Consider the following 14785-nt stretch of genomic DNA (forward strand, 5'->3'; position numbering starts at 1 on the left):
TCGTAGCACCGGGGGCGGATTCGCGCCGCACCGTTTCCGCGATGCGCGCCGCACTGCGCCCCATCAACAAAAAAAGCCTGGAAACTTGCGTTCCCAGGCTCGGAGACCATCAACGATGATGGTGGAGGAGACGATGTCGTCCCGATGCGCGCCGTCCTTCTGCCGGCGACGTCGCGCACGATTCGCGGTCAGATCGCCCAGCCGCCGAGATAGAACGTGACGAGCACGGCCGCGATGAGCACGGTGCCGACGTTGAGCTTGCGGAATTCGCCGCTGGCGATGCGGCCGATCACGAGCGTCGAGAAGCCGAGCATGATGCCCGTCACGATGTTCGCGGTCAGCACGATGAACACCGCGCACACGAGGCCCGACATCGCGTCGACCATGTCGTCCATGTGCAGCTTGCTCACGCTGCCGAGCATCAGCAGGCCGACGTACATCAGCGCCGGTGCGGTGGCGTACGACGGCACGAGGCCCGCGAGCGGCGAGAAGAACATCACGACGAGGAACAGCAGGCCGACCACGGCGGCCGCGAGGCCCGTCTTCGCGCCGGCGGCCACGCCGACGCTCGACTCGATGTAGGCTGCCGCCGGCGCACCGCCGAGGAAGCCGGAGAAGATCGAGCTGAGCGAATCGGCGGTCAGCGCACGGCCGCCATTGATGATGCGGCCGTTCTCGTCGAGCTGGCCGGCCTGGCCCGCGACCGCGCGGATCGTGCCGGTCGCGTCGAACACGGCGGTCATCACCAGCGCCAGCACGCTCGGCAGCACGGCCATCGACAGCGCGCCCTTGATGTCCATCGCGCCGATCAGCGACGCATGACCCGGTGCGCTCAGCGACGGCAGCGCGAAGATGCCGTGGTACTTCACGGCCGGATCGAAGATCAGGCCGAAGATCGAGATCGCGATCACGACGAGCAGGATGCCGCCCGGCACGCGACGCTTCTCGAGGCCGAAGATCGCGGCGAGGCCGATGATCGACATGATGACCGGGAACGCGGTGATCTGGCCGAGCGAGACCGGCAGGCCGGCGCCCGGGTTCTTGATCACGAGGCCGACGTCGTTCGATGCGATCAGCAGCAGGAACAGGCCGATGCCGATCCCGGTGCCGTGCGCGACGCCCGCGGGCAGGTTGCGCAGGATCCACGAACGCACGCCGGTCACCGAGATGCCGGTGAACACGAGGCCCATCAGGAACACGGCGCCGAGCGCGACCGTCGGCGACAGCCCCTTGCCGAGCACGAGGCCGAACGCGGTGAACGCGGTCAGCGAGATCGCGCAGCCGATCGCGATCGGCAGCTTTGCCCACAGGCCCATCAGCAGCGAACCGAACGCGGTCGTGAGGCAGACCGCGACGAACACGGCGCTCGTGTCGAAGCCGGCCTTGCCGAACATGCCGGGCACGACGAACACGGAATAGACCATCGCGAGGAAGGTCGTGACGCCGGCAATGATCTCGCGGCGCTGCGTGCTGCCGCGCGACGAAATGTCGAAGTACCGGTCGATGACTCCCTTGGTGCCAAAGTCAGTTTCTTCCGCGCCGACGCCGACCGTCGGCTGCACCGGGGTATCACTCATGAGCTTGCTCCTTTATCAGCATGCTGAAACGGCCCGTAGCGAACCGTCGTCAGGGTGTCTCGTATCTAGTTGGGATTGTCGGCAACGTCGTGGGGACGAATGACGCGTGATCCGTGTCGTTCCGTGCGAATCGAAACGATCGCGTGGGTGTCGCGTCGTGCGACGCGTTGTGGTGTCGACCCCGTCACGTGTGCTTTGCCGTAGCGAAGGTTAGGCGAACCGCCCATCACGTCCCATTGGGGGAAGAGCATGCAGCGCATGTCTCAGCGCTTATATCGGCGTGCAACGGGGCTCCGTCGTGTCGACCCACGTGTATACGCCTAGTTCGAATCCGTTAAGGCGATTATTTGAATGCAGGGTCGACGGGCAAAGGGGAAGCGGGGGATGCATCGGAAATTACAAATGTCTTTCATGATGGCCGGGCAGGCCAGTGGAAGCAGGGGCGGTGACGGGACGCGCCGCCGCGCGCAACCTGCATTCGGACGATGGCGCCGTCGCGCAGGGGCGGTTTTCGTCGTCGCCTCGGCCTCAATTGTGCGCGAGATGGTTGAGGTAGGCGCGGAACATGTCGGCCATCGCGTTCGCATACGCGTCGATTTCATCGGGCGAGCGCTCGCTTTCCGAAAACGCCTTGCCGGCCGCGGTGAGCGTGGTGATGATCAGGTCGCAGGCCAGTTCGCGCGTGGCGTCCGGTGCATCGGGCAGCGCCTCGCGCATGAACGCCTGGAAGATGCGGTTGCCGGCCGCCTTCGCTTCGTGTGCCTCGGGCGCGTCGCGATAGAGCGGCGCGGCGTCGTCGAGCGCGATGCGCATCCGCGCCTCGTCGCATTCCGAACGGATGAACGCGCGAACGGCCGTGCGCAGCCGCTCGGGCGGTGTCCGGTTCGCGTCCTCCAGCATCCCGCGCAGCATCTCGGCCGTCTGCCGCCACTCTTCATGCTGCAGCCGGAACAGCACGGCCGCCTTGTTCGGGAAGTACTGGTACAGCGAGCCGACGCTCACGCCGGCGCGCTCGGCGACGCGCGCCATCGTGAAGCGCTGCGCGCCTTCGCTCGCCAAAACCTGAACAGCGGCCTGGAGGACGGCCTCGACGAGCTGGGTCGAGCGAGCCTGCCGAGGCTGCTTGCGCGTGGCAATCCGGGCGTTCGGGCGGTCGGTCATGCGTGGCTGGCCAATGCGAATAGTAAAACCTGAATAGTTCGTCATATTCTAACCAGGTGCACCGACGCACTCAACCTGAACCCGGAGATACGCATGACCACCCTGACGCTCGACCCGCTGGCCTCGCTGCTGGCACGCCTGTTCGACGAAGCCGACGCCTCGTCGCCCGCGACGAGCCCGGACTTCGCCAGCCTGTCGCGCGACGAGCAAGCGCGGCTGATGCGCAGCAAGACCGACTACACCGACTTGTATGCGCGCCTGAAGGACTATCCGCTCGCGGTGTCGCGCGAGACCGGCACGCTGCTGTACATGCTCGCGCGCAGCGGCGGCGCGCGGTCGATCGTCGAATTCGGCACGTCGTTCGGCATTTCGACGCTACATCTCGCGGCTGCGCTGCGCGACAACGGCGGCGGCCGGCTGATCACCAGCGAATTCGAGCCGTCGAAGGTCGTGCGGGCGCGGGCGAACCTGGCGGCAGCCGGGCTGGCCGATCTCGTCGAGATTCGCGAGGGCGATGCGCTGCGTACGCTGGCCGCCGATCTGCCGGATTCGGTCGACCTGCTGCTGCTCGACGGTGCGAAGGCGCTGTATCCGGAGGTGCTCGCACTCGTCGAGCAGCGGTTGCGGCCCGGCGCGTTCGTCGTTGCCGACAATGCCGATTTCAGCCCCGACTATCTCGCTTACGTGCGCTCGCCGGAGAACGGCTATCTGTCGGTGTCGTTCGGCGGCGATGTCGAGTTGTCGATGCGGATCGGCTGAGCTTCACGGACGCTGAACGACGGCAGGCATCCGACCGTCAAGAATAGGATAACTGATCAATGTGATGAGAAAGTCGGACAATACCGCAGCGGCGCCCGGCGCGTCGGGCGCCGTCGCGCGTTATTTCAGGAACACGTAGCGCGCGAAGTACGGAAAGCGGCCGACCGCATGCTCGGTCGAACACGCTGCATCCGGCGGCATGCCGCCCGCGGTATCGAGCCGCTGCACGAAGCGCACGCCGGCGAGCGTGCCGGCCGCGGCCTTCGCGTCCGTTGCGGCCGGCGTCGCGGCGAGCAGGAGTTGCGGAATGCTGCCCGGGCGTGCGCTCGGCGCTTCCGCGAGTTTCTTGCCGGTGATGCGGCTACCGTCGAGCGCTTCCCATGACGGCCCCGTGCCGTGCCGGACGACGAGCGTGCCGCTCGCGTCGAACAGCATCGCTTCCGGGTGCTGGAACACCCACGCGAGCTTGTGTCCGGCATCGTAGTCGCACGTGTAGACCTGTAGGCCAGCCGCGGTCGTCGACAGCACGGGCGTGGCCGGCTGGGGCGGCGCGAGGCCGGCGGCGTCGTCGGCGCGGGCGGACGACGCGCAGAAGGCGAGTGCAACGCAGGCCGCGGCGGCCGGCAGCATGGGGCGTTTCGGGAAGCGGCTTCGCATGGCGAGGCATCCTTTCAGGGCGGGTGACGGGTATTCGTCGACGAACCCGTAAACGCTAGACGCCAATTGCACCGGCTGCAATGCGCAAATGGCAATCGTGCCGATAGCCGTTGCGATTGCGTGCGGCCCCGGATGCGCGGCCGTAGGGTGACGCGGCCGCGCCTGCGCGATTCAACCTCAATCCGAGCCAACCGGCGTCGGTGCCTGCGCGGCAATCAGGCGTTCGGCCTTCAGCACATCCCACAGTTCGGCCGGGATCGACATCGCCGCGAGACGCAGGTTGTCGGCGATGCGATCGGGCCGGCTTGCGCCGGGAATCGCGGCCGCCACGGCCGGGTGCGCGAGCGAGAATTGCAGCGCCACCGCGCGGACATCGACGCCGAATCGTTCGCAGATCCGGCGGATGCGCGCGACGCGGTCGAGCATGGCCTGCGTGGCCGGCTGATACTCGTAATGGGTGCCGCCCGCCAGCACGCCCGAGTTGTATGGGCCGCCGACGATGATCCCGAGCCCGCGCGCGGCGCTTTCCGGCATCAGCCGTTCGAGCGCGCCGGCATGGTCGAGCAGCGTGTAGCGGCCGGCGAGCAGGAAGCCGTCGGGGTCCGCGCGTTCGAGCGCGCGTTCGCACGGCTCGACGCGGTTCACGCCGAGGCCCCAGCCCTGGATCACCTTCTCGTCGCGCAGCCGCGTGAGCGCCCGGGCCGCGCCCGACATCGCGACGTCGAACACGTCGCGCCACGCGTCGCCGTGAAAGTCGACGGCCGGGTCGTGAATCCACACGGTGTCGAGCCGGTCGGTGCGCAGCCGCTTCAGGCTCGCGTCGATCGAGCGCAGCGTGCCGTCTTCGGTGTAGTCGTAGACGATCCGGTTCGGCAGCCCGTGGCGGAACAGGCCGCCTTTTTCGCCGAGATCGCGTTGCGATGCGTCCTCGTGTTCGTCGAGGACGAGCCGGCCGACCTTGGTGCCGAGCGAATACGCGTCGCGCGGGCGGCCCGCGAGCGCTTCGCCGAGGCGCAGCTCGGCGAGGCCGGCGCCATACAGCGGTGCGGCGTCGAAGTAGCGGATACCGCTTTCCCACGCTGCGTCGACCGTGGCCAGCGCTTCTTCGTGCGGGATGTCGCGGTACATGTTGCCCAGCGGCGCGGTGCCGAAACCCAGGCGGGAAGGGAGCGTGATTCTCATGAGCAGTCTCGGGTAGGCCGATTCAGGCCGCGGCCTGGGCCAGCGTCGGATAGTCGGTCAGCCCGCGCTCGCCGCCGCCGAACAGCGTATTGCGGTCGTGCGGTGTGAGCGCGGCACCGGTGCGCAGCCGCTCGGGCAGGTCGGGGTTCGCGACGAACGGGCGGCCGAATGCGACGAGGTCGGCCCAGCCGGCGGCGATCGCTTCGCGGGCGCGCTCGGCGGTGTACGCGCCGGCATAGATCAGCACGCCCGGGAACGCGGCGCGCAGTTGCCGCTTGAATTCGACCGGCATCAACGGCGCGTCGTCCCAGTCGGCTTCCGCGATGTGCAGGTAGCCGACGCCGAGTTCGCCGAGCAGCGTTGCAGCGGCGAGGTAGGTCGTTTCCGGATCGGCGTCGACGCAGCCGTTCAGCGTCGTCAGCGGCGCGAGGCGGATGCCGACGCGCGACGCGTCGCCCGTGCCGTCGATCAGCGCCTGCGTGACGTCGCGCAGGAAGCGCAGCCGGTTTTCGAGCGAACCGCCGTACGCGTCGGTGCGCGTGTTGGCATTCGAGTCGATGAACTGGTTCACGAGATAGCCGTTCGCGCCGTGCAGCTCGACACCGTCGAAGCCGGCCTCGATCGCGTGGCGCGCGGCGGCGCGGTATTGATCGACGATCTCGCCGATTTCGTCGATCGTCAGCGCGCGCGGCTCGGACGCCTGCACGAAGCCCGGCGTGCTGCCGTCTTCACCGGCGATGAACACGTTCACGCCTTTCGCCTGGAGCGGCGACGACGACACCGGCTGCCGGCCACCGAGCAGGCTCGTGTGGCTCAGCCGGCCGACGTGCCACAGCTGCGCGAAGATCCGGCCGTGCGCGGCATGCACGGCGTCCGTCACCTTGCGCCAGCCGGCGACCTGCGACGGCGTGTGAATGCCGGGCGTCCACGCGTAGCCCTTGCCGAGCGGCGCGATATAGGTGCCTTCGCTGACGATCAGGCCCGCGCTTGCGCGCTGTGCGTAATACGCGGCCATCAGTTCGTTGGCTTCGTCGCCGGGCTGGCTGGCGCGCGAGCGCGTCATCGGCGGCATCACGATGCGGTTCGGCAGCGTCAGCGCGCCGAGTCGCAGCGGTTGGAAAAGCGGGTCCTGGGTCATGGTGCTGATGTCCTGTCGGTGCCGCGCCCGGCGGGCCACGGCGAATCAAAGGGTGAGTGGCGGGCGGCGCGTTCAGTCCCACTTCGGCGCGAGGCCGGCCGGGTCGACTTCGCGGCCGTTGCGTTCGAGCGCGGCGATCCGCGCCATGTCTTCGTCGGTCAGGCGCAGCGTCTGCGCGAGCAGATTGCTCGCGAGGTTCTCGCGCTTCGTCGACGACGGGATCACCGAGTAGCCGAGCTGCAACGCCCACGCGAGCGCGACCTGGGCGGGCGTCGCGTCGTGACGCTGCGCGATCGCGCCGATCACCGGATCGCCGAGCACCTTGCCGTATGCGAGCGTCATGTACGACGTCACGTGGATGCCTTCGGCGTTCAGGAATTCGACGAGCTTGCGGTTCTGCAGGTACGGGCTCAGCTCGATCTGGTTCGTCGCGATCGCGTCCTTGCCGACGGCCGCGATCGCTCCCTTCGTCAGGGCGATGTTGAAGTTCGAGATCCCGATCCGGCGCGTGAGGCCCTGCACCTTCGCATCGGCGAGCGCGGTCATGAACGTGTCGAGTGCGACGCCGTTGTCGGGGGCCGGCCAGTGGATCAGCGTCAGGTCGACGTGGTCGGTGCGCAGCTTGCGCAGGCTTTCCTCGAGGCTCGGCACGAGCTTGTCCGGCGCGTAGTGGTCGACACAGATCTTGGTCGTGAGGAACAGCTCGTCGCGATGCACGCCCGACGCGGCGATCGCTTCGCCGACTTCGGCTTCGTTGCCGTAGATCTGCGCGGTGTCGATCGCGCGGTAGCCGACTTCGAGGCCGTTGCGGACCGAGTCGATGACCGTCTGGCCTTGCAGGCGGAACGTACCGAGGCCGAATGCGGGAATCTTGCTCATCAGGTGCTCCTGGGAGAGTGGAACGGGTTCACTATGGAAGTCATTCTGGCGTTTCGGATTGGTGAGATAAACGCCGTTGCAGGTCAAAAATATTTGATCTGGAATCAAGTATCGGGAGCGGCTCGGGGCGGTGTCATGCAGCGCGCGTCCGTGCGTTTTCATCCGCGTGGAACACCGGCAGCACCTCTGCCGCGATCTCGGCCATCGCCTCGTCGAGCGGACGCAGGTTGCGGCGGAAATGCAGGCCGATGTGCCGCACGCCCGCGTCGCGCATGGCCGCGAGTTCCCCGATGAGCGCGAGACGCCCCGCGCGGGCGCCGAAGCGGTGACGCTGCAGCGGCGCGTGCGGATCTTCCGCGAGGTCGAGGTGGAGGAAGCTCACGTACGGCTTGTCGCCGGCCACCGCGCGCCAGTTCGCGGCGCGCTGCCGGTGGTCCTCCGGCGTGCCGGGATACGCGAGGCAGCCGTCCATGTGTTCGCCGATCCACGCGGGCGTTTGCTGCGCGAGACCCGCGACGAGCAGCGGCAGCGGCGCACGGGCGGCGGGCAGCACGTCGAGACCGGGCGGCAGATGCCCGCGCGCGCCGGCGCGCAGCAGCGCGATCTGGTCGCGGAAATTCGCGCCGCGCGATGCGAAGTCGCGGCCGAACAGCGGATACTCGACCGGCCGGTCGCCGCTGGCGACGCCGAGCAGCAGACGGCCGCCGCTCAGTTCCTGGATCGACGCGGCCGATTTCAGCGTGAGCAGCGGCTCGCGCAGCGGCAGCACGACGGCCGCCGTGCCGAGCAGGATGTCGTTCGTGATGCCGGCGAGGTAGCCGAGATACGAGAAGGTTTCGAATACCTGCGCGGCGTCGCCGAACGCGGGGTCGTACACCGGCACGTCGCGCACCCAGAGCGCGCGGAAGCCGAGCGTGTCGGCCCGTTGCGCGAGCGTCGCGTGGCGCGCGAGGTCGGGGACGCCGGGGTAGCGACGGTCGTGCTGGCGCTTCGCGTTGCCGGCCGGCGACCAGTCGTTGTCGAGCGGCAGTTCGATGCCGATGCTGAAGCCACTGTCGGCGAGTTTGTCGAGTGCGGTGAGGGAAGGGGACATGGTCGGGCTCCGTTCAGATCGCGCGCAGGCTGCCTTCGAGCCGATAGAAATCGAGCGACGACGCGGTGAAGAAAGACCGCGACGTGCCGGCGGCGAAGTCGTCGAGATGTACGACCGTCGCGCGGTCGGCTTCCTGCCACGAGATCGCGTAGGTATCGCCGGCGATGTGCAGCCACGTGTAGGCGACTTCGCCTTTCGCACCCGCGTACGGGCCTTCGGTGATCTCGTAGCGCATGTGGCGGCCGTCGTCGTCGTACGCGTTGAGCGCGGTGAGGCCGTCGTAGCGCACTTCGAACGTCTTGCCGGCGAACGGCGGGCGTGGGGGCGATGCGTTCATTTGTGCACACTCCTGCAAGAAAGTGACGTTCAGTGCGCGAGCTGGACGGGTTCCGCCGTGCGTTCCGGCAGGCCTGCGCTGCGGTCGAGGCGACCGCTCAGTGCGGTGAGCGCGAATGCGCCGAGCGTGACGGCTGCCGCGATCCACGGCGTATGGCCGAGGCCGACGTGCGCGACGATCACGCCGCCGAGTGCCGAGCCGCCCGCGACGCCGAGGTTGAACGCGGCGATGTTGAAGCCGGATGCGACGTCGGTGGCGTCGGGCGCGAAGTGCCGTGCCTGCTTCACGACGTACACCTGCAGGCCCGGCACGTTGCCGAATGCCACCGCGCCCCACGCGAGCATCGTCAGCACGGCGAGCCATTTGACGTGGATCGTGAAGGTGAGCGCGAGCAGCACGATCGCGAGCAGCAGGAAGATCCGCTTGAGCGCCTTCACGGGGCCGACGGCGTCCGCGAGCTTGCCGCCCCACACGTTGCCGAACGCGACCGACATGCCGTAGCCGACGAGCACGAGGCTCACTTGCGACGGTGTGAAGCCGGCGATCTGCTCGAGCAGCGGGGCCATGTACGTGAACGCGATCAGCGAGCCGCCGTAGCCGACGGCCGTCATCGCATAGACCAGCAGCAGGCGCGGCTGCGCGAGCACGCGGAACTGGCGGGCGAGCGGCGCGGGCGCCGTTTGCGGCAAGCCGCGCGGCACGAAGGCCACCGCGCCGACGAACGCGACGAGGCCGAACAGCGCGACGACCAGGAACGTCGCGCGCCAGCCGAAGTGCTGGCCGATGAAGGTGCCGAGCGGAATGCCGGCGACGAACGCGACGGTCATCCCGCTGAACATCGTCGCGATCGCGCTGGCGGCCTTCTCCTTCGGCACGAGCGTGGTCGCGATGATCGAGCCGACCGAGAAGAACACGCCGTGCGCGAGGCCGGTGAGAATGCGCGCGACGATCAGCGATTCGTAGCCGGGCGCCTGCCACGCGACGAGGTTGCCGACGGTGAACAGCGCCATCAGCGCGGCGAGCAGGGTCTTGCGCGGCACGCGGCCGGTGAGCGCGGTGAGGAGCGGCGCGCCGATCGCGACGCTCAGTGCGTAAAGGCTGACGAGCAGGCCGGCGGACGGCAGGCTGACGCCGAGGTCGGCGCCGATCGTCGGGATCAGCCCGACGATCACGAATTCGGTGGTACCGATGGCAAATGCGCTGATGGTCAGCGCAAGCAGGGCGAGTGGCATGACGGGTGCTCCAGGGTCCGGTGAGGATGGAGCGCAGTGTGCCGACTTTACTTTTGCTGAAAAACAGGTCTATAAACCAAATTGTTTTGATTTGAAATCAAGAATGCAGCGATGAAGATTACGCTCGACGAACTCCAGGCCTTTGCCGCCGTGGTCGATTCCGGTTCGATCACGGCAGCCGCGCAGCAGCTCGACCTCACGGTGTCGGCGACGAGCCGCACGCTCGGGCGGCTCGAGGAGAAGCTGAAGACCACGCTGCTGCGCCGGACCACGCGCCGGCTCGAGCTGACCGAGGAAGGGCGCGCGTTCCTGCAGGATGCGCGCGCGATCATCGAATCGGTCGAGACGGCGGAAGAGCAGATGCTCGCGCGGCGCGAGATGCCGTCGGGGCGGCTGCGCGTGGATGCGGCGACGCCGTTCATGCTGCACGTGATCGTGCCGCTCGTGCGCGGTTACCGCGAACGCTTCCCGAAAGTCGAGCTGGAGCTGAACAGCAACGAGGGCATCATCGACCTGCTGGAGCGGCGCACCGACGTCGCGTTCCGGATCGGCCGGCTGAAGGATTCGACGCTGCACAGCCGCCGCATCGGCACCAGCCGGATCCGCATGCTCGCGAGCCCCGCGTATGTGGCGGCGCACGGCCAGCCGCGCAAGGTGGAGGATCTCGACAAGCACACGCTGCTCGGCTTCACGCAGCCCGAATCGCTGAACGTGTGGCCGATCCTCGGCAGCGACGGCGAGCCGTGCCGCATCGAGCCGGGCATCCGCTCGTCGAGCGGCGAGACGCTGCGGCAGCTTGCGCTCGACGGCGCGGGGGTCGTCTGCCTGTCGGATTTCATGACCGCGCCGGATCGCGACGCGGGCCGGCTCGTGCAGGTGCTCGCACGCCAGACGCTCGAGGTCGAGCAGCCGATCCACGCGGTGTACTACCGCAATACCGCGATCTCGTCGCGGATCGCGTCGTTCGTCGATTACCTGATCGAAGCGCTGGGCGGCAGCGGAAGTGGCAACGATGCGCCGGGGCGGCGCAAGGCGGCGTCGTGGATGGAGCCGCGCTAGGCGGCGGCCGGGACGACGGGGCGGGTTACGCCCCATGCGATTTGATGTGCGATCCGGCGTGCCGTACTCCGGCACGCCGTCGGATGGCGGTTACGCCTCTTCGGACCAGGACATCCCGTCGCGCGCGAGCAGCGCCGACGAAGCCGCGGGCCCGAACGTGCCGGCCGTGTACAGGCGCGGCCGGTCGCCGAGCTGCTTCCAGCCGTCGAGGATCGGCTCGACCCACGACCACGCGGCTTCGAGCTCGTCGCGGCGCATGAAGTGCGTGAGGCGGCCGCGGATCACGTCGATCAGCAGACGCTCGTACGCTTCCGCGCGCCGCTCCGGAATCGCCTGCTGCAGGTCGAGGTTCAGGCTGACGGGCACCATGTTCATCCCGCTGCCCGGTTCCTTCGCGAGCATCTGCAGCTGGATCGACTCTTCCGGCTGGAGCTGGATCACGAGACGGTTGCTGTAGTGGCGCGGGCCGGTCGGGATGATCGAGAACGGCATGTCCGCGAACTCGATCACGATTTCCGACTGGCGGCGCTGCAGCCGCTTGCCGGTGCGCAGGAAGAACGGCACGTTCGCCCAGCGCCAGTTGTTGATGTGCGCGCGCAGCGCGACGAAGGTTTCCGCGCGGCTGTCCGCCGGCACGTTGTCTTCCTCGAGATAACCCTTCACCGGCTGGCCGTCGACCGCGCCGGCCGTGTACTGGCCGCGCACCGTGTCGCGCGCGACGTCGGCCACCGCCATCGGTCGCAGCGAGCGCAGCACCTTCAGCTTCTCGTCGCGCACCGCGTCCGGGTCGAGCGACACCGGCGGCTCCATCGCGACGATGCACAGCAGCTGCAGCAGGTGGTTCTGCACCATGTCGCGCAGCGCGCCGGTATGGTCGTAGAAGCCCGCGCGGCTGCCGACCCCGACCGTCTCCGCCACCGTGATCTGCACGCTGCGGATGCTCGGCGCTTGCCACAGCGGCCCGAAGATCGGGTTACCGAAGCGCAGCACCATCAGGTTCTGCACGGTTTCCTTGCCGAGATAGTGGTCGATCCGATAGATCTGCGATTCCTCGAAGTGCTTGCCGACCGCATCGTTGATCGCCTTCGCGGACGCGAGATCGTGGCCGAGCGGCTTTTCGAGGACGACGCGCGAGTGCTTGTCGACGAGATGCGCGGCCGACAGGTTGTCGCAGATGGTGGTGAACAGCTCCGGCGACGTCGACAGGTAGAACACGCGGATCGCATCGCCGCGCGCCGCTTCCGCGAGCCGCAGGTAGTCGTCCGGCGCGTTCACGTCGATCAGCACGTACTTGAACAGGTCGAGGAAACGGCTCCAGGCCGCTTGATCGAACGCCTTTTCGTCGATGAACGGACGCGACTGCTCGTCCATGAACTTGCGATAGCCGTCGATGCCCCAGTCGCGGCGGCCGACCGCGATGATGCGCGTCTCGGGCGGAAGGTTGCAGTGCAGGTGCGCCATGTACAGCGCGGGCAACAGCTTGCGGGCGGCCAGGTCGCCGCCGCCGCCGAAGATGATCATGTCGACGGGCCGGTCGGCTCCGGTCTGGGTAGGCTGATTCGTCATGGGAGGTTCGCGGTGTGAAACGGGGAACGTGAAACGAACGTCGGAGGCGTCGGGCGCCGGTACGGCAAAACCCTAATAGTGCACGCTTTTGATGGATTGCGTGCGTGTCCGTTTACGGTCGCGAAGCGGCGGGGGGCGTAGTGCCGTCGAAGGGACAGGAGTGAGTGCTGACATCGGGTTGGCTCGCCGGGAGCGGCAAGCGGCCGTTCGGCCCCAGCGCGTGAGGGCGGGCGTCGGCTGGCGCCGCCCGCGTGCGGCGATCGACGGGCGCTGCCGTTGTTTCAACCCGCCTGTTCCACCAGCGCCTGCACGTCCTGCCCGGCCTTCGCGATGGCCGCTTGCACCGCATCGGCGCCCAATACGGTGCCTTCCATGCGGACTTCGCGGATGTCGGTGATCCCGATGAACCCGAGCAGATGCTTCAGATAGCCGGACTGGTAGTCGAACGGTGCATACGGGCCTTCCGAAAAGACGCCGCCGCTGGCGGTGACCAGATAGGCCTGCTTGCCTTCCACCGTGCCGGCGACGCCGCTTTCGCCATAGCGAAACGTGACCTGCGGCCAGATCACGCGGTCGAACCACGCGCGCAGCTGCGTGGACGGGCCGAAGTTGGTCATCGCGGAGCCGATCACGACGATGTCGGCGGCGCGCAGTTCGTCGACCAGCGCTTGTGCCAGCTCGACGGCCTGCACTTGCTCGGCGTTGCGCGCGTCGGGCGGCAGCATGCGGCCGACGATGTAGGCATCGTCGATATGCGGCAGCGGATCGGTGGAGAGGTCGCGCAACGTCACGGTGCTGTTTGCGTTGCGCGCCGCGAGTTGCCGCGCGAGGTCGTGCGCGACGCGCGTGGACAGGCTGTCGGTGCTGCGGGGGCTGGAGGTGATCAGCAGGATGCGGCTCATGAGCGTTCCTTTCGGGATAAGATGAGAACCTGGTAACTTTTGATAACTCAGTTACCGAAAAGCATGTGGAATGCTAGGGTTCGCGCCCGGGCCCTACAAGAACGCACAGGCTTGTGCCCCAGTCACATCGATGTTCCTGCCACCATGCCCCGACCCAGCGAAGACGGCTGCCAGGCGACCCGCCAGATCCTCGACCGGATCGGCGACAAGTGGAGCCTCTACATCATCGCGACGCTGAACGACGGTTCGCGGCGCTTCAACGAGCTGAAACGCGAGATCGAAGGGATTTCGCAGCGCATGCTGACGCTGTCGTTGCGCGGACTGGAGCGCGACGGGCTGGTCACGCGGACGGTGTTCCCGACGATTCCGCCGCGCGTCGACTATGCGCTCACGCCGCTTGGCGCAACGCTGCTGGAGCCCGTCATGGCGCTCGTCAGGTGGGCGGAGCAAAACAAGGAGCCGATCGCGCAAGCGCGCGAGCGTTTCGACGAGGCGGCCGATGCGGCGCCGAAGCCGGGCGAGGGCGTCGTTTACCGCAGTCGCTAGGGGCGGGGCGCGGGCGCCGCGTCCCCGAGCGTCGCGTGCGCTCAGCGCCCCAGCGCGTAGAACTCCGCATTCGGCCGCATGTTCGTCACGTTCGCGATGCGGTTGGACATGCCGAAGAAAGCCGAGATCGCCATGATGTCCCACACGTCTTCTTCGACGAAGCCGTGCGACTTGAGCGCGTCGAAGTCCGCTTCGCCCACCCCCTGCGCGGCCTGCGACACCTTCATCGCGAAGTCGAGCATCGCCTTCTGCCGGGCGGTGATATCGGCCTTGCGGTAGTTGGTGGCGACCTGGTCGGCGATCAGCGGATCCTTCGCGCGAATGCGCAGGATCGCCCCGTGCGCGATCACGCAGTACTGGCACTGGTTCGCGCTGCTGGTGGCCACGACGATCATCTCGCGCTCGGCCTTGCTCAGGTTGCCCGGCTTGTCCATCAGCGCGTCGTGGTAGGCCATGAACGCGCGAAACTCGTCGGGACGATGCGCCAGCGTCAGGAATACGTTCGGGATGAAGCCCGATTTTTCCTGGACGGTCGAGATGCGTTCGCGAATGTCCTCGGGCAAGTCTTCGAGCGCGGGCACGGGAAAGCGGCTGATGGGGGCGGTGTGTGCGGCGGTCATGAGGTCTCCTGGATAACGTGGCGCGGGCGTACTCGCTGCGCGAGCCGCCGCCCGGATGAAGCAGCGCGGGTGATCGT

The 14785-nt window shown here is 67.8% G+C and carries 15 protein-coding genes; 3 read left to right on the forward strand and 12 right to left on the reverse strand.

Features of this window, described 5'->3' with window-relative positions; translation table 11 throughout:
- Positions 1-188: 188 nt before the first annotated feature.
- Positions 189-1577 carry an NCS2 family permease gene (locus tag LGM56_RS28005; protein ID WP_226207310.1) on the reverse strand — a complete coding sequence of 463 codons (1389 nt, stop codon included), beginning with the start codon at positions 1575-1577 and terminating at the stop codon, positions 189-191.
- Positions 1578-2105: 528 nt separating this feature from the next.
- Positions 2106-2783, reverse strand: coding sequence for a TetR family transcriptional regulator (locus tag LGM56_RS28010; RefSeq protein WP_226207311.1), 678 nt, complete (start codon positions 2781-2783; stop codon positions 2106-2108).
- A 48-nt stretch (positions 2784-2831) separates the two neighbouring features.
- Here LGM56_RS28010 and LGM56_RS28015 point away from each other — a divergent pair, with 48 nt between their 5' ends.
- Positions 2832-3497: an O-methyltransferase gene (locus tag LGM56_RS28015; protein ID WP_226207312.1), complete on the forward strand. Its 666-nt coding sequence runs from the start codon at positions 2832-2834 to the stop codon at positions 3495-3497.
- A 120-nt stretch (positions 3498-3617) separates the two neighbouring features.
- Here the strand turns inward: LGM56_RS28015 and LGM56_RS28020 are convergent, their stop codons facing one another.
- From LGM56_RS28020 to LGM56_RS28050, 7 genes are all read right to left on the reverse strand, one after another.
- A complete protein-coding gene (locus LGM56_RS28020) occupies positions 3618-4154 on the reverse strand; it encodes a DUF3455 domain-containing protein (protein WP_226207313.1) in 537 nt (178 codons plus the stop codon).
- A gap of 177 nt (positions 4155-4331) precedes the next feature.
- Positions 4332-5336, reverse strand: coding sequence for an aldo/keto reductase (locus LGM56_RS28025; protein WP_226207314.1), 1005 nt, complete (start codon positions 5334-5336; stop codon positions 4332-4334).
- Positions 5337-5358: 22 nt separating this feature from the next.
- A complete protein-coding gene (locus LGM56_RS28030; protein ID WP_226207315.1) occupies positions 5359-6474 on the reverse strand; it encodes an alkene reductase in 1116 nt (371 codons plus the stop codon).
- A gap of 72 nt (positions 6475-6546) precedes the next feature.
- A complete protein-coding gene (dkgB, locus tag LGM56_RS28035; RefSeq protein WP_226207316.1) occupies positions 6547-7353 on the reverse strand; it encodes a 2,5-didehydrogluconate reductase DkgB in 807 nt (268 codons plus the stop codon).
- Between the two features lie 133 nt (positions 7354-7486).
- The gene (locus tag LGM56_RS28040) at positions 7487-8446 is read right to left on the reverse strand and encodes a TIGR03571 family LLM class oxidoreductase (RefSeq protein WP_226207317.1); all 960 of its coding nucleotides are present in this window, start codon (positions 8444-8446) and stop codon (positions 7487-7489) included.
- A 13-nt stretch (positions 8447-8459) separates the two neighbouring features.
- Positions 8460-8783: a MoaF-related domain-containing protein gene (locus LGM56_RS28045; RefSeq protein ID WP_226207318.1), complete on the reverse strand. Its 324-nt coding sequence runs from the start codon at positions 8781-8783 to the stop codon at positions 8460-8462.
- 29 nt (positions 8784-8812) lie between these two features.
- Positions 8813-10015, reverse strand: a complete 1203-nt coding sequence (locus tag LGM56_RS28050; protein WP_226207319.1) for an MFS transporter — start codon at positions 10013-10015, stop codon at positions 8813-8815.
- Positions 10016-10126: 111 nt separating this feature from the next.
- On the opposite strand from LGM56_RS28050, the gene LGM56_RS28055 reads away from it, so the two are divergent.
- The gene (locus tag LGM56_RS28055) at positions 10127-11074 is read left to right on the forward strand and encodes a LysR family transcriptional regulator (RefSeq protein WP_226207320.1); all 948 of its coding nucleotides are present in this window, start codon (positions 10127-10129) and stop codon (positions 11072-11074) included.
- 90 nt (positions 11075-11164) lie between these two features.
- On the opposite strand, the gene zwf is transcribed toward LGM56_RS28055, so the two are convergent.
- The gene (gene zwf / locus LGM56_RS28060) at positions 11165-12640 is read right to left on the reverse strand and encodes a glucose-6-phosphate dehydrogenase (protein ID WP_089428943.1); all 1476 of its coding nucleotides are present in this window, start codon (positions 12638-12640) and stop codon (positions 11165-11167) included.
- Between the two features lie 281 nt (positions 12641-12921).
- A complete protein-coding gene (locus LGM56_RS28065) occupies positions 12922-13542 on the reverse strand; it encodes an FMN-dependent NADH-azoreductase (protein WP_226207321.1) in 621 nt (206 codons plus the stop codon).
- 111 nt (positions 13543-13653) lie between these two features.
- Here LGM56_RS28065 and LGM56_RS28070 point away from each other — a divergent pair, with 111 nt between their 5' ends.
- Positions 13654-14088 carry a winged helix-turn-helix transcriptional regulator gene (locus LGM56_RS28070; protein WP_089496100.1) on the forward strand — a complete coding sequence of 145 codons (435 nt, stop codon included), beginning with the start codon at positions 13654-13656 and terminating at the stop codon, positions 14086-14088.
- Positions 14089-14129: 41 nt separating this feature from the next.
- Here the strand turns inward: LGM56_RS28070 and LGM56_RS28075 are convergent, their stop codons facing one another.
- On the reverse strand, positions 14130-14708 hold the full coding sequence (locus LGM56_RS28075) for a peroxidase-related enzyme (protein ID WP_226207322.1): 579 nt from the start codon (positions 14706-14708) through the stop codon (positions 14130-14132).
- Positions 14709-14785: the final 77 nt, after the last annotated feature.

The sequence above is a fragment of the Burkholderia sp. AU38729 genome, from assembly GCF_020419725.1.
Taxonomy (GTDB): Bacteria; Pseudomonadota; Gammaproteobacteria; order Burkholderiales; family Burkholderiaceae; genus Burkholderia.